The sequence below is a fragment of the Tenacibaculum halocynthiae genome (assembly GCF_964512825.1).
In the GTDB taxonomy this organism is placed as follows: Bacteria; Bacteroidota; Bacteroidia; order Flavobacteriales; family Flavobacteriaceae; genus Polaribacter; species Polaribacter halocynthiae.
Map to the genome: position 1 here is coordinate 384,974 of NZ_CAZELG010000021.1, position 22,300 is coordinate 407,273.

Consider the following 22,300-nt stretch of genomic DNA (forward strand, 5'->3'; position numbering starts at 1 on the left):
TATATCACATTTATATGATTAGAAACTCATACTTATGTTTACAGTAACTCCCGTACTTTCAGGAACATTTCTACAAACACCTCCTACGCAAACTAAACCTCCACGCTGTCTTCCATAATTCAAAGCAAACCTATGTGATTTGTATGTATAACTTCCTCCTAAATTGTAATAATGGATTTTTTTAGACACATCTGTACTTCCATAATTATAAATATCACTAACATAAAAAGCTAAATTTGATGAAGTATTAAACTCTACAGTACCTCCAGTCCAATTCTTTCTATCATCTTTAGTCCATAAATGTTGAGCTTCAAAACGAATGGATTTTCCATTTCCTATTTTAAATGTTGACTCACCAACTAAAATATCAGCTCTTACCTCTCCTGCTTGCTCTTCTATAAAACGTTTATTATAATATTGGTTTACATAATAAAAAATACTACTCCATTTTTTTGACCATTTTTTACGAACTTCTAAACTTACCTCAGAAAAATATTTTTCTCCAAAACCTAAAAGAGAAGTATCATAATCAAAATTATTAAAATCTACATCTCCTTTTAACCCTGCCCAATAAGAAGCATTTACAGCTATTTTGGTTCCGTACTTCCCTCCTAAAAGAGTTTTTTTCTTTATTTTATAATACAAATCCATTTGCCCTCCTATTTCTCCTAACTTCACTAAAGTAGGGTCTATAAAAGAAATTTGAGGTTGCGCTTGATATACATATATATTCGTTAACAGATAATCATGTTGTTTAGTAAGCCCTGGAATGTAATTTATAATATTTTGATTAAAATTTTCCTTTACTGCATCTCTTTCTGAATAGAAGTTAGCATTTTCCATTCTTCTTAAAGTAACATCAATACCTAAACCTTTTTTAGCATATCCTAAGTTTAATAAAAAAGAGTTTCCTTTTTTAGCATTTCTTACATTTCCAAAAACATAAATAGCATCTTCTCCTTTCGTTACATATTCAGCGTTAGAATAGAAATTACCTGAAGAAAAATCTACTCTCCCAGAAAAGCTATTTGTTAATGAATTAAATTTAGGTGTCAAGATTTCATTCTTTTGGTTTCTTCCAAGATAACTAACTCCGAAAACCAAATTAGAATTTTCAAAACTCAATAATTGTGATAAATCTATATTAGAATCAAATCCAAAAACTGTTCCATCTGAATATTTAAAACCGGCTCTCTGTTGTCCAAAAACAGCTGTTACATCGATATAATCTGTTGGGAAATATTTTACACGAGCTCCCCTTAAAGCATTATTAATCCCTAATTGCCTATTCTCCCATGTTCTAAAAATCAATCCACTTCCAAATTGTTCATAAAAATGACCAACTGTAAGATTTATTTTTTCTGATTTGTAACCAGCATAATAAAGACCTAAATTAGTTTTTTCAAAACCTGGATAATAATTTAACAAAGCCATTGGTGAATAACTTTCTACCTGTAATCCTGCATAAAAATTTTTATATCCATATTCAACAGTTAAATAATTATTAGATCTAAATCTATTTGGAGCAACAAAATCCCCAGTTTTTGAATCATCCATATAATATTGTGAGTTAGATTCAAACCCTATTGATAAGTAATCGTTTTCTTGAGCATTTAATAAAAAGCTTAAAAAAACAAAGCAAAGTGTTAGTAGGTTGTTTTTCATGATCTTAATCTACATTCTTTTTAATTATTTCATAAAGTTCATCTTCAAACCCAGGTGAATACCCCGAATGCCTGTATATAATTTTATTATTCTTTACAACTAACAACTCAGGCACAGTATTGATATTTAAAGCTCTTTGTAATTCTTGATTTTTATCTAAAAGAATTTTATAATCCCAAGCTTTTCCATTCGCTAGAGCTTTTACTCTTTTTTGAGATCTAGAATCATCAGTTGAAATAGCTATTAATTCTACATTTGTTTCCTCTTGCCATTCGTCATATACATCATTAATTGCATCTAACTCATTTAAACAAGGTACACACCAGGTAGCCCAAAAACTAAGAATGGTTATTTTGTCTTTCGAAATTTCATCAGAAATATTAACAGAAATCCCTTTTAAATTATGAAGTCTCTTGTTTGGTACAGTTTTTTGTGAATAGCTCATTATAGTAGTTAATAACAAGCAGAATAAAATAATTTTTTTCATTTTTAAGTTTTTCATTTAACATTATGTTTACATCTATTATGTAACAAAAAGAAAGATGTTTTCCCTACAAATATTTTAATATTTAGACTAAAAAAGTGTGAAAGTATGTTAATTATTTCGGTTAAGTTTAAATTTTTAACTAAAAAAAAATAGAGTTATCAAAAAAAACGTAAAAAAAATGTAGGGTAAATTAGTTTTTTGTTGTTTTATAGTCAACAAATTAAGAACTATATAAATTATGAAAACAACAAAATTATTTTTAAGCTCTATTGTTTGCGCTTTAACTTTTACTCTTTTTATGGCATGTTCTGCTTCTTCTGATGCCGATCCTGGTAATGAAGAAACTGTAAAAAGTGTTGAAATAAAAAAAGACAAAGACGGTGATATTATTTTTACTGGTGAGGTTGTAAAATTTACTGTTATTGCTAACGGAGGTATAAATGTTACAACAAGTGCTACTATTTATGTAAATGGTGATAAAATTAGTGGTGACTCATTTAAACCAACAACTGCTAAAGCATATGAAGTAAAAGCTATTTACAAAAATGTAACAAGTAAAAACAAACTTAACTTAACTTGTGAGGCTAAAGGAGCTACTTTTCAAAAGAATGTTGTAGTTGAAGACTATACAGGTGCTTGGTGTGGTTGGTGTCCAAGAGTTTCACATGCATTGAAACTAGTAAGCGATAAAACAAGCAACATGATTCCTATTGCCGCACATATTGGTGATAACATGGAGAATAAATATTCAAAAGAATTAGCCAAAGCTTTTGATGTTAAAGGATACCCTACTGCTTATGTTGATAGAGCTAAATTATGGTCAAGTCCTGAACCACAAAACACTGCAGAAATTTTAAATTTAATAAAAGACAATGCTGTTTTAGGTATTAAAATGGAATCTACTTTAAATGGTACAGACATGAACCTTAAAGTTAGTGTTAAGTTTGGAAACACTTATGCAGGAAAACTAAAACTAACTGTTTTTGCTCTTGAAGACGGTATTGTATTAAGTCAGAAAAACTATACAAGTTATTATGGTGGAGCTTCAGATATTGCTGACTTTAAACACAACTATATTTTAAGACATTCTTTTACAAGCGTTCTAGGAGATGAAATTGACTCTAAAGAAACAGTAAAAGATAATGTTTACACGAAAGAATTTAAAGGAAGTGTACCAAGTACAATCAAAGATTCTAGTAAAATGAGTTTTGTTGCTATCGTTTCTAATGGAGACACTAAGGCTGCTATAAATTCAAGAAGTGCTAAAGTAAGTACTTCTAATAATTTTGAAGTAAAATAATTAGTAAGTATAAACTAATAATAAGAAGTGACTGTCTTGTAAAACAGTCACTTTTTTTATTCTACTAACATAAAGTTATATTCATTAAATGCCACTCCATAAAAACCTTTCTTTAGTTTTATATTTAGCACCTACTTTTTGGTAAAACTGAATTGCTTCTTTATTAAAACTAGGAGTTTGCCATTGTATACTTGTACAATTTTCAGATTTTGCATGCATCTTTATCTTGTTCATCATTTTAACTCCTACGCCTTTCCCTCTTATTTTTTCCATTAAAAACAAACAATCTAAATACATATAAAATTCAGCATCCCAAGTAGAGAATTGTTTCATAAATGTAGAGTATCCAACTATTTCATCTTTATCTTCTGCCACCAGACAGTTAACAGTTAAAGGCTTTTTAAAAAAACATTCTAAGAACAACTTTTCTTTACCTTTACTATTAAAATCTGATTTTTCATAAATAGCATGCAACTTACATAGTTCTAATAACTCTTTTACATCTTTTTTTTGAATAAACCGTATATTCATTTTTCAGATTTTTAACAAGCACATTCAAATTCCGAGCCCTTTGTAGGTTTAGTGCCATTTGTTGCATATCCATCAAATTTCCACCATTCAATTCCTCCTATGAGTTCCTTCACTTTAAAACCTAATTTAGTCATTTTTAATGCCCCTTTTGTTGATGCATTACAGCCAATTCCATCACAATAACAAACATAAGTTTTAGTTTTATCTAAGCTTTTAGTGCTTTCTTCTGTCATTTCTATATATGGAATGTTTATAGCTGTTGGAATATGTTCTTTATCAAACCCAAACTTTCTCCTTGCATCTAAAGCAATATAATCAGTACCTTTTTCAAAAGCTTCATATAAATCTGAAGGATCCATTTCATAATTTAATTTGTTTTCGTAAAATTCAATTTGTTTTTGTGCTTGTTTCATCTAATATTGGTTTTAAAAAATTTCGTTCATAACTAATAATACATTTAGTTTTATATGCAAATTCATATGCCTTTTTACAAGCTGTATCTGTTTCACTATCTATTCTATATTTTTCATACATTGAAAGTGATTTAAAACTAAATAAAGCTACTGCAATATTATTTGCACCTTCATGAGGTAAAAAATATCCGTGGTGTATCCCTTCAAACTTTTCTACTAAAGGAATCCACATTTTTGCATACTTTTCAAACTCTTTTACTTTAATATGGATCAATTGTATATTTTAAGTAACAGGTTATCATTTTCTTGATTTATATTGACAAATATATAATCACATTTGTTGTCTATTAAAAAATTAAAATGAGCATTATGCATCTATGATTGATTTTTTTTCAACTAAAGTATATTCATATTATTGTAACTTTGATTTTATGGAAATAAAGTATTTTAGGTTGATTAAAACTATAGCTGAAGAAGGAAGTATTGCTAATTCAAGTGAAAAGTTATTTTTAACGCAATCTGCCTTAAGTCATCAACTAAAAGATTTAGAAGAACAACTAGGGTTTAAGGTATTTCATCGTACTAGAAACAAATGGTCGTTAACTGAGGAAGGTATTGAACTTTACAACTTAGGGAATTCAATTTTAAAAAGTATCGATTCTAGTTTCAAAAATATTGAAAACATAAGAGCTGGTTCTACAGGTACAATTAAAGTAAGTACTGAGTGTTATTCATTTTATCAGACTTTACCTCGTTTTATTCAAAAAATGGGAATCTTATACCCTGATATTAATCTAGATTTAATTCTTGAGGCTACGCATCAACCAATTACAAAATTACTATCCAATGAAATTGACATAGCCATAGTTACTTCTAAACCTAAAAATAATTTACTAACTAGCATTGATATTTATGAAGATAAAATTTTTGCAATAATGCACAAAGAAAATGAACTAAGTAAGTTAGACTATCTTACTGTAAGTGATTTTTCAAATGTACATTTAATAATACATTCTTATCCTTTAGAAACTGTTTCAATTTATGAGAAATTATTAAAGCCAAACAAAATTATTCCTGCTAAAATTTCTGCCATACCACTTACAGAAGTCGCTTTAAAAATGGTTGAAGCAAATTTTGGAATAATGTGCCTTCCTAAATGGACTTTAAAATCGTTTAACATCTCCAATGATATTGTTTTTAAAAAAATAGAAAAAAAAGGATTAAAAAGGAATCATTTTTTAGTTATTAGGAAATCGGATAAAATTAAAAAATATATTCGCGATTTTATTTCAAATTTTACTGATGAATTTTCAATCGAATAATTCTTTCAAAATAAAAAAAAGTAATGGTTTTAAATAACTATTTCTTTTTGAGTATTCTATACTAAAACTTGTTGTTCAATAATTTTAATTACTTTTTTTGACCAAAGCATTTTAAAATGTCCTGTTCCCTCTATTTCAATAAATTTAGAACTTTTTATTAAAGAACTTACTGATTTAGTTTTTTCTATTGGAATTACTTTATCAAATTTATCATGGATCAACGTAACATTTTTCATTTCGATATCTTTAATAATAGTACTCGCATTAAGTGTTAGTGGATCGTATTTTGTTGTCGTTTTTCTTATTTTATTAATCAATAATTTAGTTGTTTTAGGTATTAAACCAAATTCAGCAACAGCAAGTTCAATAAACTCTATAAATTTTAAAGGTGTTGTTAAAATAATCATCTGCTTCACTTTATACTTTAACGAACTCATAGCTGTAAAAGTAAACACTGATCCCATTGAATGAGTTATCACTAAATCATAGTCTTCTTTTTGTAAAAACACCTTTACTAAATCAGACATTTCAAAAAAACTTGTTTTTTTCTTTGTACTGGCTCCATGACTAGGTCCATCAAAACTTACAACTTTATACCCTTTTTTTGTTAATTCAGGAATGATTGCTCCAAAATTAGAAGCTCTTCCTCCCCAACCATGAATGAGTAATGCTTTCTTATCTCCAGCTCCCCAGTTATACTCCTTGATATTAAATTTTTTAAATCGAATTATACTTTCGTTTGCTTTTTCTAATATCGATTTTTCAAATGTTCTTATTTTCCTGTTTTTAGGTTTTGATATAAAGTTAAATGCAATTCTTGCTGCTAGTTTTGGAGAAACTTTCTGTAACGTATTAAATACTTTTTTTAAGTTCATTTGTAATGATTATTAATAATCTTACAAAACTCCATTATTTTAGTGTTTTTTACATGACACATTTGTGTCAATATTACATTGAATTAACTTTTTCCTAATTCTAGTTAATGTTTGTCTTTTTATACCTAAAAAAGAAGAAAGGTGTGTAAGTGAAATACGGTTTAGAATATCTTTATTTCTCGAAATAAAGTTAGTATACCTTTGTTCAGCGTTCTCAAATAAAAAACTCTCTATTCTATTTTGTCTTGAGTTCAGATAATTTTCAGCTATCAACCTACCAAATTTTTCGAAACTCTTATATTTGGAATATGATTCTTGTATTAAATTAAATGGAACATTTACTAATAACGATGATTCTATAGTTTGGATATAGTACTTAGAAGGAGCTTGTTTGATAAAAGCGTTATAATCTGCGGCATAAAAATTCTCTTTTATAAAAGTAACTGTTATTTCTTCTCCTGTATTATTTATATAAAAAATTCTTAATAGTCCTTTAAAAACAAACCCTAAACTTTCTTGGATCTGTCCAGCTATTAAGTAATTTTTCTTGGCTTTTAACTTTGTTACAGTAACTTTAGTAGTATGGAAGTCAATTTCATCATAATTTAAATCAGGACAAACCTCTCTTAAAGCACTTGAATAAGCCTGAATTGGTTTAATTGCATTATTTATTTCCATTTCCCTTAAATTTTCTAGTTACTTTTCTATTTTTAATTTGATACTGTTTTATATTTTTTTAGCTGATAAACAGAAAACAAACCAATAATAAGCTCAGCTATAACTCCAAAAACATATCCATTTGTTGGAATACCATCCATAATAATGCTTAATATTCGCCCAGTAGCTAAAGTCAACATAAATAAAATATTTAGTTGTGTAGCACTTTTCCAGTATTTTTCTTTAATAATACCTACTAACCAAATACAAGAAATCCCGATATATAAACACATAATTGCTTTAAGTAAATTAGAAAGATCTATCGTACTTACTTCTATGTTTAAATTGGTAGATAATATTGACGGTGTTCCATAAATAATCGCAGTTGGTACTACAATCAATAAAGAAATAACAAGATGCAAATTTTTAAAAAATAGAATTCCTTTATAATTCATTTAAATAGTATGTTTTCTTTAATTAGTACATAGCTCTTAATCTATAATATTTTCCATAATCACATACTCTATTCCTCCTTTGTTAAATTTATTCGTTGTAGCTTTTAAATCAAATTTTTTATAAAATTTTTCTTTTTCAACTCGAGCATTACACCATATTCTTTTAGCTCCTTCTTTTTTAATAACATTTATAATGTTTTTTAATAAAACTGTACCATGACCTAACCCTTGATATTCAATTAATGTTGCAAATTTTCTAAATTGAACTTCATTATTCTTAGTAAACAGTGATATTATTGAGGTTATTTTACCATTTACAAATAAACCAAAATGCCTTGCATTCATATCTCCTTCTAATTTAACATAGGATATTGGCATATTAGGCCACATAACTTTATGCCGAATAGGTAAAACATCAGAGGAATTTATTTGTCTAACTTCTGTAGCCATAGTGTTTACTTATTTTTTTCTTTTGTGTTATCTAAATGGTGGTCCAGAAACCCAGCCAACAATAGATTGTCGTGTTCCTTTTGTTATTGGTGTAACTCTATGCATAATAAATGATGGAAATATTACAATAGTTCCTTTTTCTCTTGGAGCAGTAACTATTTCTTTATTAACCATAAATTCTAAATCACCTCCTTCATAATCATTCGGATCAGATAATTGAATGGTCATACTTAACTTTCTTGCAGAAATTTCACCAGCTCCAAAATCTAAATGCCAATCAAAAAAATCTCCTTCAGAATACCTAGTAAGTTGTAACTCTTGATGAAACCCTAATAAATCAAACCAATATCTTTCATTATTAGTATTGATAGCTAAAGAAGCTAATTTGCTATATATCCAATCATTTTCAGGAATATTATCAATAAACATAACCGAACTTTTTCGCAAGTCATCATTATATTTTTCATCTCCACTTATAGTAGCTTTGATAGTTGATTCATCACTCCAAAAACTAATTATCTTTTCAATTTCATGAGGTAAAAATAGACCTTGGTAATAAACAAATTCTGCAAAATTATGTTTAAGTGGCAATCCAAAAGGATAATTAATTGACATAGTACAAACTGATTAAACGTTATGATATTAATTTCAAATGAGTTTACAAGATAGTATTAATTTAAAAAATTAATACTTTTTTATAACAAGTAATTCATAATAATGAAACACCACTAACACTAAATCTATAAAACCGGTAAGTAGTTTTAAAATACCTAAAACAATGAAGTAATAATATCTTTAATGGTAATACTTTCTGCCTCTGCTTTATAGTTTTTTACCATTCTATGAGAAAGTATTGGAACAGCAACAGCCTGTACATCTTCTATATCTGGTGAATATTTTCCAGAAACAGCTGCAAAAGCTTTAGCAGCTAAAATTAAATTTTGTGATGCACGTGGCCCTGCTCCCCAATCAATATATTTTCTTACAAAATCAGTTGCTTTTTCAGATTTAGGTCTTGTTTTACCTACTAATCCAACAGCATACTCAATAACATTATCTGCTACAGGGATTTTACGAATTAACTTTTGAACTTCAATTATTTCATTCGCAGAAAAAATAGAATTTACAGTTTGATTAATTATAGATGTAGTGCTTTTTACAACTTCTACCTCTTCTTCAAAAGTTGGGTATTCTAAGTTAATAGAAAACATAAACCTGTCTAACTGTGCTTCAGGTAATGGATATGTACCTTCTTGCTCTATTGGATTTTGAGTTGCTAACACAAAAAAAGGTAAATCTAATTTATAATGCTGTCCAGCAACTGTTACTGAACGTTCTTGCATTGCTTCTAATAAAGCTGCTTGAGTTTTAGGAGGTGTTCTATTAATCTCATCTGCTAAGATTATATTTGAGAAAATTGGCCCTTTTATAAACTTAAATTGACGATTCTCATCTAAAATTTCGCTTCCTAAAATATCAGAAGGCATTAAATCTGGAGTAAACTGAATTCTTTTAAAGTTAAGCCCTAAAACATCTGAAATGGTATTTACTAATAAGGTTTTAGCTAATCCAGGAACACCAATTAATAGTGAATGTCCTCCACAAAAAACAGATAAAAGTGTAAAGTTAACAGCCTCTTGCTGTCCTATAATTACCTTTCCAATTTCTTGTTGTAATTGTGTGTATTTTTTAACTAAATTATTTACAGCAGTTACGTCAGACATTTTACTATTGTTTTTATATAAGTATCCGCTCAAAAGTAAGGTTTCATCTTTAAACTATTGAGCGGATATCTATGAATTATTTTTATTATTTATTTTCTTTCTTCCAATCTTTTTTAAATGTACATTTTTTATACTCGTTCCCTAGTTTAATATAGGTTTCTTGTATTTTTTCTTTTGACCATTTGGTAACAGTTTCTTCTTTTTTCTTAGCTAAAGCAAATTGTTGCATTCTAACATAATCTTCAACAATATCAGCTTTATGAGTATCTGTTCTATTCTTCATAAAGATAACTTTGTACATTTTCTCTCCACCTCTAGTTTCATCATAAAAAACATCAGATAAATCACCTTGTTTTAATTCACTAATTCTAGCAAATAAATCTGGTGGCATTCTTGTTAATTCAAATGTCGGCTCTTGTGTATATGGATTAACTAATAAACCTCCGCTATTTTTCGTATCATCATCTTCAGAATATTTTTTTACAGCCTCATCAAAAGTAATCTTACCTTCTTTTACTTCAGCTACTATTCTTTCAATCTCATCTTTTGTTTCCTTTAATTTTTCGTCAGAAATTTCTGGCTGCATTAAAATATGAGATACTTCTCTACCTTTACCTTTTATTTTATGTAATTGAATAATATGATATCCAAAAATAGTTTTAAAAGGCTCTGAAATCTGACCTTCATCTAAAGAAAAGGCTACTTCCTTAAACTCTTTTATAAATTGAGTTTCTTTAGTTATAACTCCCATGTTCCCCTGATTACGAGTTACACTAGGGTCATCAGAATTAATAATAGCTTTTAATTTAAAACTAGAACCAGCTTCAACTTCTTTTTTTATTTTGTTTAATTTCTCAACAACTCTATCGCTTTCTTCTTTTGTTGCTTCAGCATATAAAACCAGTTGAGCTAAACCTACTTCTGCAGGAATTTCAGGTAGTTCATTTTTTTCTTTCAAACCATTAAAATACACACGTACTTCTTCAGGAGTTACATCAATTTTTTCTGTTATTTTTTGTTGCTCCTTCTCTATTAGAGTATTCTCTCTCTGAACTTTAGCTAACTCTCTTTTTAAATCTTCAACATCATTAAAACCATAAGCTTCAACTACCTTTTTTTCACTTCCATATTCATTTGTAAAAAAAGCAATACTACGATTTACTCTACTATCTACTTCACTTTGTGCAACTGTTATACTATCAATAACAGCATGGTGAGCTAATAGTTTTTGCTGCATTAATTCTTCTAACATTTCACAATCAGTAATTGTAATTTTACCTTCACTACGAAGTTTTACTTCTTGTTTAAATTTATCTATATCAGAATCTAAAACAATATTTTTACCAACTACAACTGCTACACCATCAATCTTGTTTTGTTGTGCTTTTAAGGTTAGTACAGTTAAAAATAAAGTTAGTAAAAGGCTAGTATTCTTTAAAGTTTTTGTTTTGAATAGCATCATTTATCAGCGTTTTTTCAATCTCTCTTATTAATTCTAATTTTCGTTTATGTAAAATAATTTGTTTTATTCTAATATTTACATGACTCAAAGGAGCTGTTTCATTTTTTTTCAAAATATTTTTTACAGCGACCAAATATACTCCTAAACTATCTTCTTTTTGTATGAATTTTGATATTTTTAACAGTTTTTCTTTTAATTCACTACGAAATGGAGGTATTTTTCGTTTTAAATAATCAATAGTTACCCAAGAAGTATCTTGCAAACGATATGATTTAAAACTCAACAAGTACTTTTCTAAATCTTCTTTATCTTCTTCTTTTTCAGATTTAAAATTTTTAACAATTTTATCTTTATCTAAATGGTCATTTCCAAAAAACAAATAATCAAATTGTAATAGCTCATCATTCAATCTAAAATTATCTTTATTTTTTTCATAATAAGATCTCACTTCACTTTCAGAAACTATTGTATCTAACTGTTGTTTTATTAGTTTTTCTTTATACCCATTTATGTATAAACCAGCTTTGTAATCATTAACTAATTTCTCAATTTCAAGGCTACTTATTTCAGATATATTTTCTTCAGCCTTATTTAAAAAAAGTTGTTGTTTAGCCCATGAGTTTATTAACCCCTTTACAACAACAATACTATCTTGTTTTGATAAATTTTTTGGCAGTAGATTTTTAATATCTTTTTTATAAAGATGGGTGTTATATACTGAAGCTATTAATTTTCCTTCTTTTGTTCTTTGTTTTTTTAAAGTGATCAAATCACAAGAAATAAAAAAAAATGTGCTTAGTAATAGTAGTAGAAAATAATTTTTCACTTTTTATTGATTATATATTTGTTTTAATTTTTTAAGTTCTCTTTTTCTAATTCTTATAACATTATTCTTTCTTAGGTCTTTTATCCAATCATCTTCTAGTTTTTTTTGATAATCACTTATTACCTCTCCTTTAATATCTTCTAGTTTCTTTTGCTTATAGTTTCCTTTTGTTTTATTAAAAAAACGTTGCAAACCAATAGAATCATTAGCTGATTTTTTCCATATTTTTTGTTGCATTAACTCAAATAAAAGTAACCCCTCTTTATATTCAGTTAGTGTATGTTTATACTCTGGTTCTTTGTTTACTAAATCTTCTTTAAAGTAATTAAAAATCTCTTCATTTTTAAATCCCTCAAATAATAATCCAATATCCTCTTTTCTTCTATATCTAATATAATCAAAAAAAGCTTTTTGTTTAATTTTTTTATTATTTATAGAAAGTAAGTTATCATGTGTTAATTGCATTTTAGACAATTCTTTTATTGATTTATTTGTGAAAATTTCAAAATTTTTATCATAAATACTTATATCATATTCCTTTTTTAATTTGTCAAGAACTGCCTTCTGAGATACTCTTAACCTATCAGAACTTTTAACTTTTTTCTCAATAGTTACTTTCATATTATCAAAAGAGTTAATAGGGTAAGTTTTTAATAGTTTTACAATATGCCACCCAAACTTAGTTTTAAAAGGTTTACTAACTTCATTTATTTTTTTTAAAGCTAATACATTTACCTCAAAATCTTCAACCATTTTACCAGTTCCAAACTTTGGAAGTTTTCCTCCTAATTGTGCAGTTCCAACATCTTCTGAATATTTTTGAGCAATTTCTTCAAAAGATTCACCTTTTTTAATCTTCTTATACAATGAATCTATTTTTGCTTTTCCTACTATAGATCTATCTCTAGCTAAAATATGAGCTACTTCAAATTCACCTTTTGACTCTCTTTTTCCTGTTACTTTTAAAATATGATAACCGAATCTAGTTTTAAACGGATTTGATACTCCTTGCAAGTCTGTTTTATAAGCGTTATCTTCAAAAGGATATACCATTTTAAATGCTGAAAAGTACCCTAAATTACCTCCATTAAACTGCGCTGAAGGATCTTCTGACATTTCTCTTGCTACCTTAGCAAATGATTCTCCAGACACAACTCTATTTCTAATTTCTATAATTTTATTATACGCTTTTAATGTATCTGCACTTGTTGCTTTTTTAGGTAATCTAACTAATATATGACTTGCTTTTACTTCATTTTTAATTCGTGAGTAAGCCTCTTTTACCATTTTATTAATTGACTCTTGATCTTGTAAATAAGGAGCAATCAATTGTTTTTTATACCCTTCTAATTCTCTCTTATAAGCTCTTACAGTATCTAAACCTAATGAATACGCCTCATTTACTTTTAACTTATAATTTATATATAAATCAAGATATTTATCAATATTTTTAGAATCTTCATCAACAACAAGTCCCAAGTTTTTTTCATAAACCCTTTTAAACTCTGAAACTGATACAGGTTTTTTATTAACACTAAACAATTCTTTTTTACTTTGTGCAACAATTGTTAAACAACAAAATAAAATAGCTATACTTAAAACTTGTTTTTTCATAAATTGCTTTTTATAAAGAAATAATACCTTTTATTAATTCTGCTTTTTTATAATACGAAATTACTTCATCAGAACTTTTAACCGTTAAATGTATAGAAACACTAACATATTTACCTGTTCTTGAATTTTTTGTACTTATTACTGCTCCCCCACTATTAAATAAACTTTGTACTTCATCTACTTGTTTACCGTCTGTAGGAACGATAAATTTATATAAATATTTTGTAGGAAAACTACTTGTATCCTCTAATTGTGATTTTAATTTACTGTAAAACGCTTCTCTATCTGACATAATTATTTCATTTATCATATTTTTTATCAGAAAAAATATTTAAACTGATAAAGCACAAAATTACACTATTTATTAAATTTATAAATTGAAACTTTTATTTTTGCACGATGCAACAAAAAATAGTTCTAATTGGTGGACCTGGTACAGGGAAGTCATCTATCTTAAAAGAGTTTATTAAAAGAGGTTACGAATGTATGCCTGAAATTTCAAGAGAAGTTACCTTAACTGCTCAAAAAGAAGGGATTGACCAACTTTTTCTTGACCAACCTTTACTTTTTAGCCAGATGCTTCTTGAAGGAAGAGAGAAACAATATTTAGATGCTACTCAATCTGAAAAAGAAATTATATTTTTTGATAGAGGAGTTCCAGATGTTCATGCTTATATGAATTATTTAGGTACTGATTACCCTGATACTTATATTAAAAAAAGTAATCAGTGCACTTACGACAAAGTTTTTATGTTAGCTCCGTGGGAAGAAATTTACAAATCTGACAACGAACGATATGAAACTTTTGAACAAGCTGTAAAAATAGATCGTTACTTAAGAGAAACTTACGAAGAAGTTGGATATACTATAATTGATGTTCCTTTTGGCTCAGTAAAAGAACGTTGTGATTTTATTTTACACTCGTTGAAAAACGATGTCTAGCAAAGCTTTACATATACTTAATCAATATTGGGGGTATACTTCTTTTAGACATCCACAAGAAGAAATTATAAACGCAGTTTTAAATTATAAAGATACAATTGCTTTATTACCAACAGGGGGAGGAAAATCTATTTGCTTTCAAATTCCGGCACTAATAAACGAAGGTGTTTGCATTGTGATTTCTCCATTACTTGCTCTTATACAAGATCAAGTTGAAAGCTTAACAAAAAGAGGTATTAAAGCTACTACAATCCCTTCTGGTAGTTCTCAAGACGAAATAATTACATTGTTTGATAATATTCGTTTTGGAAATTACAAGTTTCTATATTTATCGCCCGAACGTTTACAATCTAGGTTTATTCAAGAAAAAATCAAACAATTAACAGTTAATTTAATTGCTATTGACGAGGCGCATTGTATTTCTGAATGGGGTCATGATTTCCGTCCTTCATATACTAACATTTCTATTTTAAGAGAGCTACACTCTAATATTAACATTATAGCTTTAACAGCATCTGCTACTAATAAAGTAATAGATGATATTAAATTTTACCTTGAATTAAAGTCTTGTAATCTTTTTAAAAAATCTTTTAACAGACAAAATTTAGCATATCAAATTTTTAACACAGAAGATAAGCTATATAAAATCACTCAAATATTCACTAAAATAAAAGCACCGGCTATTGTATATGTTTCTTCTAGAAATAGAACTAAAGAAATTAGTGCTTATTTAAATGCTAAGGGGTTTAAAAGTAGTTTTTATCACGGAGGACTTTCTGCTCTTGAGAAGCAAATCTCTTTTGATAATTGGATGTCAGAATCAACTCCCATAATGGTAGCTACAAATGCGTTTGGCATGGGAATAGATAAATCTAATGTACGTGTAGTTGTTCATTTAAATCTACCTTCATCATTAGAAAACTATATTCAAGAAGCAGGTAGAGGTGGACGAGATGGTAAAAAAGCCTTTTCAGTTATATTAACTAATAAAAGTGATGTTAATTCGTTAAAAGAACTTCAACAAAAGCAGTACCCAACTATAAACGAAATTAAAATTATTCATAAAAAACTATATCAACATTTTCAAATATCAAAAGGAGAGCATATCGAATCTTCATTTGACTTTGATTTTTTAGCTTTTTCTAATAAATATAACTTCATCCCCAACAAAGTTTCTAATACGCTACAACTATTAAATAATAATGGAGTTATAACACTCAACTCAAGCTTTAAGCAAAAATCCACCATTCAGTTTATTGCTTCTAGTAAACAAATTATTAATTATTCAAAACATAATTCAACTACTAAAACGTTTATTCAAGCTTTATTAAGAATTTATGGAGGTGTATTTGAACAACCTGTTAAAATAAATGAGTTTTACATTGCAAAAAAAGCTAGTATTACCTCTACAAAAGTTGTACAGCTTTTAGATGACTTAGTAGAAAAGGGATATTTAGAATATAAAAAGTCTACTAAAAACACTGAATTATTCTTTTTACTTCCAAGAGAAGATGATTATATTATTAATCGTATTTCAAAAAACATAAAAGCGTTTTACAAACAAAAAAAACAAAAGGTTAACGATATTACTTTTTTTGTTGAAAATAACACGGTTTGCAGAAGCATTCAGTTATTAAATTACTTTGATGAAGAAACTACTAAAAAATGTGGTATTTGTGACGTTTGTTTAAGGGATAAAAAAGGAATTAAAAATAATATAGAAATTCTTATACTTAACATAATAAAAGAACACAAAGAATTATCCTCTAAAGAAATCTGTACCTTAGTAAAAGTAAAAGAAGGAGACATTTTAATACATTTGCGAAAATTACTAGCCAATGAAATAATTGGTATTACAAACTACAATAAATATTTTATAAAATAATGAGAGATTTACGTATCGTTTTTATGGGAACTCCTGATTTTGCTGTAACTATACTAGAACACTTAGTTACTAACAATTATACTATTGCAGGAGTTATAACTGCAGTTGACAAACCAGCTGGTCGTGGTAGAAAATTAAATCAGTCTGCAGTAAAAAAATACGCGCTATCTCAAAACTTACCAGTTCTACAACCTAAAAACCTAAAAAGTGAAGAATTTCAAGCCGATCTAAAAGATTTAAATGCAAATTTACAAATTGTAGTAGCTTTTAGAATGTTACCAAAATCTGTTTGGGCAATGCCTAAGTATGGTACATTTAACTTACACGCATCACTATTACCAGAATATAGAGGTGCTGCTCCAATTAATTGGGCTATAATGAATGGTGAATCTAAAACTGGAGTTACCACTTTCTTTATTGATGATAAAATTGATACTGGTGAAATTATACTTCAAAATGAAACTTCTATAAGAGAAGATGAAACAGTAGGTGAATTGCATGATAAATTAATGCATTTAGGTGCTAATTTAGTTAAAGAAACTGTTGACTTAATTGCAAAAGGTGATGTTAAAACAACTAAACAACCTGAATTAGAGGAAAAGTCAGCATACAAACTATACCCTCATAACTGTAAAATAGATTGGTCTAAATCATTAAATGATATATATAACCACATAAGAGGACTAAACCCATACCCTGCTGCCTGGACAACAATTAATAATAATGAAGAAGAAATTACAGCTAAAATTTATTCCGTTTCCAAAGAATTTTTGTCGCATGATTATAATAATGGAAAAATAATCACAACAAAATCAACATTAAAAATTGCAGTTAAAGATGGTTTTTTAATAATAAATGAAATTAAGCTTTCAGGAAAAAAACTAATGGACTCAAGAAGTTTGCTAAATGGTTATCAATTTTCTAACGAAGCAATAGCCCTGTAGCCCTTTACTTATAAGGTAATTACAGTTTTCAACAAATAAACAAGTAGGGTTATTAACAATTACCCCCTTTTTATTAACAAAATACCTTTTTTTTTGCGTCAAATGTTGCACAATACCGCATTCCGTCTATATTTGTTGAGCTTATAAAGCAAAAAACATTAATTAATTTTTAAAATCCATTTAAATTATGAACAAATCAGATTTAATCGATGCTATGGCTGCTGACGCAGGAATTTCAAAAGCTGCTGCTAAAGCTGCATTAGATTCTTTAACTTCTAACGTAACTAAATCTTTGAAATCAGGAAATAAAGTTGCTTTAGTTGGATGGGGAACTTGGTCTGTATCTGAAAGAGCTGCTAGAACAGGAAGAAACCCTCAAACTGGTAAAGAAATTCAAATCGCTGCTAAAAACGTTGTTAAGTTTAAAGCAGGAGCTGGTTTAAGCGACTCAGTGAACTAAGATTTTTAAAAAAATCATATCTATATAACAGTATTTAGGCAACTAAATACTGTTTTTTTTTATAATGTGTCACGTTTTAAAAAAGACTCTGTCTTTAAAATATAAACATTAAAACAACACTTATGAAGAATATACTTACAATCATAGCCGTTTTATTTTCTACTACATTCATTTTTAGTCAAAAAACAGTCAATGCTTCAGATATAATGAGAGATATAAAAAATGGTAAGACCATTGAATACTCTAACACTATTATTAAAGGTGAATTAGATTTTACTTTTATGGATAAAGCTTTACCTAAATTACCTAAAAGACGTAAATGGTGGAATAATGGAGGCTCAAATACTATAGAAAAACAAATTAGTAATAAAATTGTTTTTAAAAACTGTACTTTCAAAGATGATGTACTAGCATACATTCCTCATGAAGATAGTGGTTATACATTCATCGCTAATTTTGAAAGTATTACTGTTTTTAAGAATTGTAATTTTGAGCAAAAGGCAATGTTTAAATACTCTGATTTTGAAAGAGATGCAGATTTCTCTGGCTCTAAATTTAATAGTGATACAACTTTTAAGTATGCTAAATTTGACAGAGGTATCTCATTCAAAAACACCTATTTTGATGAACCAGCTACCTTTAAATATTCTGATTTCAATGAATTTGTAAGTTTTGAAAACTCTGTTTTTAATGAAACCGCAACTTTTAAATATACAGAATTTAATGATGGGGTTTCTTTTAATAATGTGAAATTTAAAGAAGATTTAAACCTTAAATACACTAAAGTTACTGGAGAATTTGATATAACTAATATGGAAGTTTCCTATGATATAAACTCTAAATACACCGATATAAACGGAAAAAGTTTCAGTAAATACTTATTGAAAAGTAGACGATAAATTCTGTAACAATAACAAAAAAAAGCTGTTGTAAATTTACAACAGCTTTTTTTTGTTATTATTCCTCTTCATACGAGGTATTCTTTTTTGCTTTTTTACTTCCTTCGTATAATTCGTATTTTACAAAACGACAATCTAAATCTGCATTTTTAAGAGGCACTCGTTTTGACGTTCTTAAACCAACATGTTTTAATGCTTGTATATCTGAGGTTATTAACCAAGCAGTAGAATTACCATAATTATGCTTTAAAGTATCCCCTATCTTCCCATAAAACTCTTCTACATCAATATTTAATCGCTCTCCATAAGGTGGATTAAATAAAATGGTAGTTTTACCAAACACTTCTTTTTTAGAGTTAAAGAAATTTACATGGTGTACCCCTATAAATTCATCTAAATTAGCATTAATTATATTTTGTTCAGCTTTTCTTACGGCAGAAGGAGCCTTATCAAAGCCCATAATTTTAAAGTGTGAGCTTCTTATTTTCTTTAATAATGAATCTTGAATTACAAAATACAAATCTTCATCGTAGTCTTTCCAATTTTCAAAAGCAAAGTGCTTACGATTAATATTTGCAGGTATTTGATTAGCAATCATTGCTGCTTCAATCAAAATAGTTCCAGAACCACACATAGGATCAATAAAATTCTCTTCACCTTTATATCCAGATAACAATACTAAACCAGCTGCTAAAACTTCATTAATCGGGGCAATATTAGTAGCACTCCTATACCCTCTTTTATGCAAGGAATCTCCAGAAGAATCTAATGAAATTGTTAACCATTCTTTATGAATATGGATATGAATTTTTACATCTGGATATTTTAAGTCTACATTTGGGCGCTTTTTATACTTATGCATGAAATAATCAGCAATAGCATCTTTCGATTTTAAGCTAATATAATGTGAGTTAGTAGTAAAATTTCTAGAATTCACAACAGCTCCAATAGCAAAGGTTCCTTCTACATCTAAAAAGCGTTCCCATTTTATACGTTGTATAGCTTCATATAAATCTTCTTCATCAAAAATTTTACTCCTTTTTATAGGTTTTAAAATCCTAATAGCTGTTCTTAAAGCAATATTTGCTTTATACATAAACCCTTTATCTCCTCTAAAAGAAACATTTCTTATTCCTTCTTTTACTTCTTGAGCACCTAGTTTACGAAGTTCATCTACTAAAACACCTTCTAAACCTGCCATAGTTATGGCTGTCATTTTAAAATCTTTCTCCATGTATACCTGTAAAATTTCGTTACAAAAGTACTGCTAATTTATCTACTTATGAATTTTTATTCTTTCATCTTATAAAACGTAAGATTTCATTATTTTTGCTGACTCTTATTATTATGGATACAAAAAAAGATTGGTTTACTTCGTGGTTTGATACACCTTACTATCATATTTTATATAAGCATAGAAATGATACTGATGCGCAATTTTTTATGCGTAACATTACTTCTTTCTTAAAACTAAAGAAAAACAGCTCAATTGCTGATGTTCCTTGCGGTAAGGGAAGGCATTCTGTTTATCTAAATTCTTTAGGGTACAATGTTAGCGGTGGTGATTTAAGTGCTAATAGTATTCAACATGCTAAAGAATTTGAAAATGATTCTTTAGAGTTTGAAGTATGGGATATGCGTAAACCTATTGAGAATAAATACGACGCTATTTTTAACTTATTTACTAGTTTTGGATATTTTGAAGATGACAATGATGATATTTTAATTTTACAGAACTTCAAAAACGGGCTAAAAAAAGATGGTCTTTTAGTTGTAGATTTTTTAAATGTTGAAAAAGCAAAAGCTAATTTAATACCTGAAGAAGCAAAAACTATTGACGGAATTAAATTTAATATAAAAAAAGAGATTAAAAATGGTTTTATTTTAAAGCATATTTCATTTTTTGCAGACAATGAGGAACATACCTATACTGAACAAGTAAAACTTTTAACTTTAGAAAAAATGCACCATTATTTTGATAGGGCTGGATTAAAAGTTCAACATGTTTTTGGTAATTATGCTTTACAAAATTTTAACAAAGAAACTTCTGACAGATTAATACTGATTGCTGAATGAGTTATATTTTATTAATACTTTCTGTTTTACTAGGTTCTTTAATTGTTTTATTTATAAAACCTAGCAACACTTTTGTAAGATTATTACTTGCTTTTAGTGGTGCCTATTTACTATCTGTTACAGTTTTACATCTACTTCCTGAAGTATATACACAAAATACGAACATTAAATTAATTGGTATTCTTATTTTAGGAGGTATCTTAATACAATCTGTATTAGAATCATTTTCCAAAGGGGCTGAACATGGTCATGTTCACATACATTCTGATAAAGAAAAATTCCCTTGGTTATTATTTATCAGTTTGTGTATTCATGCCTTTTCAGAAGGACTCCCTATTCATGACCATGAAGGTCATCAACATAATCTTTTATGGGCTATTTTTATTCATAAAATACCAATTGCTGTTGTTTTAACTACTTTTTTAATAAAAACTAAATACACTAAAAAAACAATGGTTCTTTTTTTAGGTTTGTTTGCATTAATGAGTCCGTTAGGTATTTTTATTTCAGAAAGAATTACTTTTTTTACAAAATACCACTCAGAAATCACTGCTTTTACTATTGGTATTTTCTTACACATTTCTACTATTATCCTATTTGAGGGTTCAGAAAACCATAAATTTAACTTTCAAAAATTCACTGCTATTTTACTAGGAATAATACTTACTATTATTACTGTATAAGATTTTTACTTATATTTAGGTAGTTTAAAGTACTTACTTGTAGGTATATTATACTCTATATTTTTTTCGAACTTTGGAGTATAATAATTAAACCAATTTACTTATGAGACAAAATCCTAATTGGCCAACTTGTAAAAGCGGTAGACCTGGGCAAAATGGCTATTCATCTAAACATCAGAAAAACTTTGATCTTATTACAAAAGAAAGTTTTTTTCACCACAGTAAAAAAAATATAAATATAAAAATCCCTTGCCCTGATAATACTTTTGAATTGAGAAAAGTTTATGACTTTACTGATGATTTACAAAACAATATATTAAACAATCATAAAACTAATGTTAAAGTTTTAGCTTTTCATATAAGTGATGGCACCAATAACAACAGAAGAAATGAACCAATAACTTTTTTTCTTGATGGAGAGGTTAATTTTAACGAAGTAGTCACCCCTTCAACTTGTATGACTGGTAATTTTAACATAGACGAAAGTCAAGGTATTTTAATTATTGTTATTAATGATAATATTGAATGCTTATGTGATAAATTTATTTTTTCATGTAACAGAGAAGACAAAGAAGCCATAAGAAAACCCGAAGAAGCTGGAGGAGGTGTAATTGTTGCTGGACCATAAAC

At 27.9% G+C, this 22,300-nt stretch carries 26 protein-coding genes; 10 read left to right on the top strand and 16 right to left on the bottom strand.

All coding sequences use genetic code 11. The features are described from left to right. Positions 1-18: 18 nt before the first annotated feature. A complete protein-coding gene (locus ACKTTQ_RS08720) occupies positions 19-1,665 on the bottom strand; it encodes a DUF6029 family protein (RefSeq protein WP_408048976.1) in 1,647 nt (548 codons plus the stop codon). A 4-nt stretch (positions 1,666-1,669) separates the two neighbouring features. Continuing rightward, on the bottom strand, positions 1,670-2,152 hold the full coding sequence (locus tag ACKTTQ_RS08725; RefSeq protein ID WP_093872073.1) for a TlpA family protein disulfide reductase: 483 nt from the start codon (positions 2,150-2,152) through the stop codon (positions 1,670-1,672). A 238-nt stretch (positions 2,153-2,390) separates the two neighbouring features. Between ACKTTQ_RS08725 and ACKTTQ_RS08730 the strand changes: the two genes are divergently transcribed. Next, positions 2,391-3,452, top strand: coding sequence for an Omp28-related outer membrane protein (locus ACKTTQ_RS08730; protein WP_093871685.1), 1,062 nt, complete (start codon positions 2,391-2,393; stop codon positions 3,450-3,452). 84 nt (positions 3,453-3,536) lie between these two features. On the opposite strand, the gene ACKTTQ_RS08735 is transcribed toward ACKTTQ_RS08730, so the two are convergent. From ACKTTQ_RS08735 to ACKTTQ_RS08745, 3 genes are read right to left on the bottom strand one after another with little or no spacing between them, the layout of a single operon-like run. Beyond that, complete coding sequence (locus ACKTTQ_RS08735; protein WP_093871686.1) at positions 3,537-3,983, bottom strand: GNAT family N-acetyltransferase; 447 nt, start codon at positions 3,981-3,983, stop codon at positions 3,537-3,539. 11 nt (positions 3,984-3,994) lie between these two features. Next, on the bottom strand, positions 3,995-4,396 hold the full coding sequence (locus tag ACKTTQ_RS08740; protein WP_299135031.1) for a rhodanese-like domain-containing protein: 402 nt from the start codon (positions 4,394-4,396) through the stop codon (positions 3,995-3,997). Next, a complete protein-coding gene (locus ACKTTQ_RS08745; RefSeq protein WP_255405256.1) occupies positions 4,371-4,670 on the bottom strand; it encodes an NIPSNAP family protein in 300 nt (99 codons plus the stop codon). The genes ACKTTQ_RS08740 and ACKTTQ_RS08745 overlap by 26 nt, the downstream gene beginning before the upstream one ends. Before the next feature lie 157 nt (positions 4,671-4,827). Between ACKTTQ_RS08745 and ACKTTQ_RS08750 the strand changes: the two genes are divergently transcribed. Beyond that, positions 4,828-5,718, top strand: a complete 891-nt coding sequence (locus ACKTTQ_RS08750; RefSeq protein ID WP_408048977.1) for a LysR family transcriptional regulator — start codon at positions 4,828-4,830, stop codon at positions 5,716-5,718. Positions 5,719-5,774: 56 nt separating this feature from the next. Here the strand turns inward: ACKTTQ_RS08750 and ACKTTQ_RS08755 are convergent, their stop codons facing one another. The 10 genes from ACKTTQ_RS08755 to ACKTTQ_RS08800 all read right to left on the bottom strand — a co-directional run bounded on the left by ACKTTQ_RS08755 (position 5,775) and on the right by ACKTTQ_RS08800 (position 14,091). Beyond that, positions 5,775-6,593, bottom strand: a complete 819-nt coding sequence (locus ACKTTQ_RS08755; RefSeq protein WP_408048978.1) for an alpha/beta fold hydrolase — start codon at positions 6,591-6,593, stop codon at positions 5,775-5,777. Positions 6,594-6,632: 39 nt separating this feature from the next. Continuing rightward, positions 6,633-7,271, bottom strand: coding sequence for a Crp/Fnr family transcriptional regulator (locus tag ACKTTQ_RS08760; RefSeq protein WP_408048979.1), 639 nt, complete (start codon positions 7,269-7,271; stop codon positions 6,633-6,635). Between the two features lie 32 nt (positions 7,272-7,303). Then, the gene (locus tag ACKTTQ_RS08765; protein ID WP_408048980.1) at positions 7,304-7,705 is read right to left on the bottom strand and encodes a DUF4345 domain-containing protein; all 402 of its coding nucleotides are present in this window, start codon (positions 7,703-7,705) and stop codon (positions 7,304-7,306) included. Positions 7,706-7,741: 36 nt separating this feature from the next. Continuing rightward, positions 7,742-8,155: a GNAT family N-acetyltransferase gene (locus ACKTTQ_RS08770; protein ID WP_176974429.1), complete on the bottom strand. Its 414-nt coding sequence runs from the start codon at positions 8,153-8,155 to the stop codon at positions 7,742-7,744. Between the two features lie 27 nt (positions 8,156-8,182). Beyond that, positions 8,183-8,770 carry a 2OG-Fe(II) oxygenase gene (locus ACKTTQ_RS08775; RefSeq protein WP_093871689.1) on the bottom strand — a complete coding sequence of 196 codons (588 nt, stop codon included), beginning with the start codon at positions 8,768-8,770 and terminating at the stop codon, positions 8,183-8,185. Between the two features lie 155 nt (positions 8,771-8,925). After that, entirely contained in the window at positions 8,926-9,879 is a 954-nt protein-coding gene (locus ACKTTQ_RS08780; RefSeq protein WP_093871690.1) for an AAA family ATPase, read from the bottom strand. Between the two features lie 85 nt (positions 9,880-9,964). Next, positions 9,965-11,341 (bottom strand): peptidylprolyl isomerase, encoded by a 1,377-nt coding sequence (locus ACKTTQ_RS08785; protein ID WP_408048981.1) that lies wholly within the window; start codon positions 11,339-11,341, stop codon positions 9,965-9,967. Next, positions 11,304-12,110, bottom strand: a complete 807-nt coding sequence (locus ACKTTQ_RS08790; protein ID WP_233487170.1) for a hypothetical protein — start codon at positions 12,108-12,110, stop codon at positions 11,304-11,306. The genes ACKTTQ_RS08785 and ACKTTQ_RS08790 overlap by 38 nt, the downstream gene beginning before the upstream one ends. 60 nt (positions 12,111-12,170) lie before the next feature. Beyond that, entirely contained in the window at positions 12,171-13,781 is a 1,611-nt protein-coding gene (locus ACKTTQ_RS08795) for a peptidylprolyl isomerase (RefSeq protein WP_408048982.1), read from the bottom strand. A gap of 10 nt (positions 13,782-13,791) precedes the next feature. Then, positions 13,792-14,091 carry a DUF493 family protein gene (locus ACKTTQ_RS08800; protein ID WP_233487171.1) on the bottom strand — a complete coding sequence of 100 codons (300 nt, stop codon included), beginning with the start codon at positions 14,089-14,091 and terminating at the stop codon, positions 13,792-13,794. An 89-nt stretch (positions 14,092-14,180) separates the two neighbouring features. Between ACKTTQ_RS08800 and ACKTTQ_RS08805 the strand changes: the two genes are divergently transcribed. The 5 genes from ACKTTQ_RS08805 to ACKTTQ_RS08825 all read left to right on the top strand — a co-directional run bounded on the left by ACKTTQ_RS08805 (position 14,181) and on the right by ACKTTQ_RS08825 (position 18,911). Further along, positions 14,181-14,723 carry an AAA family ATPase gene (locus ACKTTQ_RS08805; RefSeq protein ID WP_093871693.1) on the top strand — a complete coding sequence of 181 codons (543 nt, stop codon included), beginning with the start codon at positions 14,181-14,183 and terminating at the stop codon, positions 14,721-14,723. Continuing rightward, complete coding sequence (locus ACKTTQ_RS08810) at positions 14,716-16,608, top strand: RecQ family ATP-dependent DNA helicase (RefSeq protein ID WP_408048983.1); 1,893 nt, start codon at positions 14,716-14,718, stop codon at positions 16,606-16,608. The genes ACKTTQ_RS08805 and ACKTTQ_RS08810 overlap by 8 nt, the downstream gene beginning before the upstream one ends. Continuing rightward, positions 16,608-17,552 (top strand): methionyl-tRNA formyltransferase, encoded by a 945-nt coding sequence (gene fmt, locus ACKTTQ_RS08815; RefSeq protein ID WP_176974430.1) that lies wholly within the window; start codon positions 16,608-16,610, stop codon positions 17,550-17,552. The genes ACKTTQ_RS08810 and fmt overlap by 1 nt, the downstream gene beginning before the upstream one ends. Positions 17,553-17,739: 187 nt before the next feature. After that, complete coding sequence (locus ACKTTQ_RS08820; protein ID WP_093871695.1) at positions 17,740-18,012, top strand: HU family DNA-binding protein; 273 nt, start codon at positions 17,740-17,742, stop codon at positions 18,010-18,012. Between the two features lie 122 nt (positions 18,013-18,134). Then, complete coding sequence (locus ACKTTQ_RS08825) at positions 18,135-18,911, top strand: pentapeptide repeat-containing protein (protein ID WP_408048984.1); 777 nt, start codon at positions 18,135-18,137, stop codon at positions 18,909-18,911. Positions 18,912-18,969: 58 nt separating this feature from the next. Here the strand turns inward: ACKTTQ_RS08825 and ACKTTQ_RS08830 are convergent, their stop codons facing one another. Next, a complete protein-coding gene (locus ACKTTQ_RS08830) occupies positions 18,970-20,145 on the bottom strand; it encodes a THUMP domain-containing class I SAM-dependent RNA methyltransferase (RefSeq protein WP_408048985.1) in 1,176 nt (391 codons plus the stop codon). 113 nt (positions 20,146-20,258) lie between these two features. Between ACKTTQ_RS08830 and ACKTTQ_RS08835 the strand changes: the two genes are divergently transcribed. The 3 genes from ACKTTQ_RS08835 (at position 20,259) to ACKTTQ_RS08845 (ending at position 22,298) form a co-directional block, all read left to right on the top strand. After that, positions 20,259-20,987 carry a class I SAM-dependent methyltransferase gene (locus tag ACKTTQ_RS08835; RefSeq protein ID WP_408048986.1) on the top strand — a complete coding sequence of 243 codons (729 nt, stop codon included), beginning with the start codon at positions 20,259-20,261 and terminating at the stop codon, positions 20,985-20,987. Then, positions 20,984-21,670, top strand: coding sequence for a ZIP family metal transporter (locus ACKTTQ_RS08840; RefSeq protein ID WP_408048987.1), 687 nt, complete (start codon positions 20,984-20,986; stop codon positions 21,668-21,670). The genes ACKTTQ_RS08835 and ACKTTQ_RS08840 overlap by 4 nt, the downstream gene beginning before the upstream one ends. A 103-nt stretch (positions 21,671-21,773) precedes the next feature. After that, complete coding sequence (locus ACKTTQ_RS08845) at positions 21,774-22,298, top strand: hypothetical protein (protein ID WP_408048988.1); 525 nt, start codon at positions 21,774-21,776, stop codon at positions 22,296-22,298. Positions 22,299-22,300: the final 2 nt, after the last annotated feature.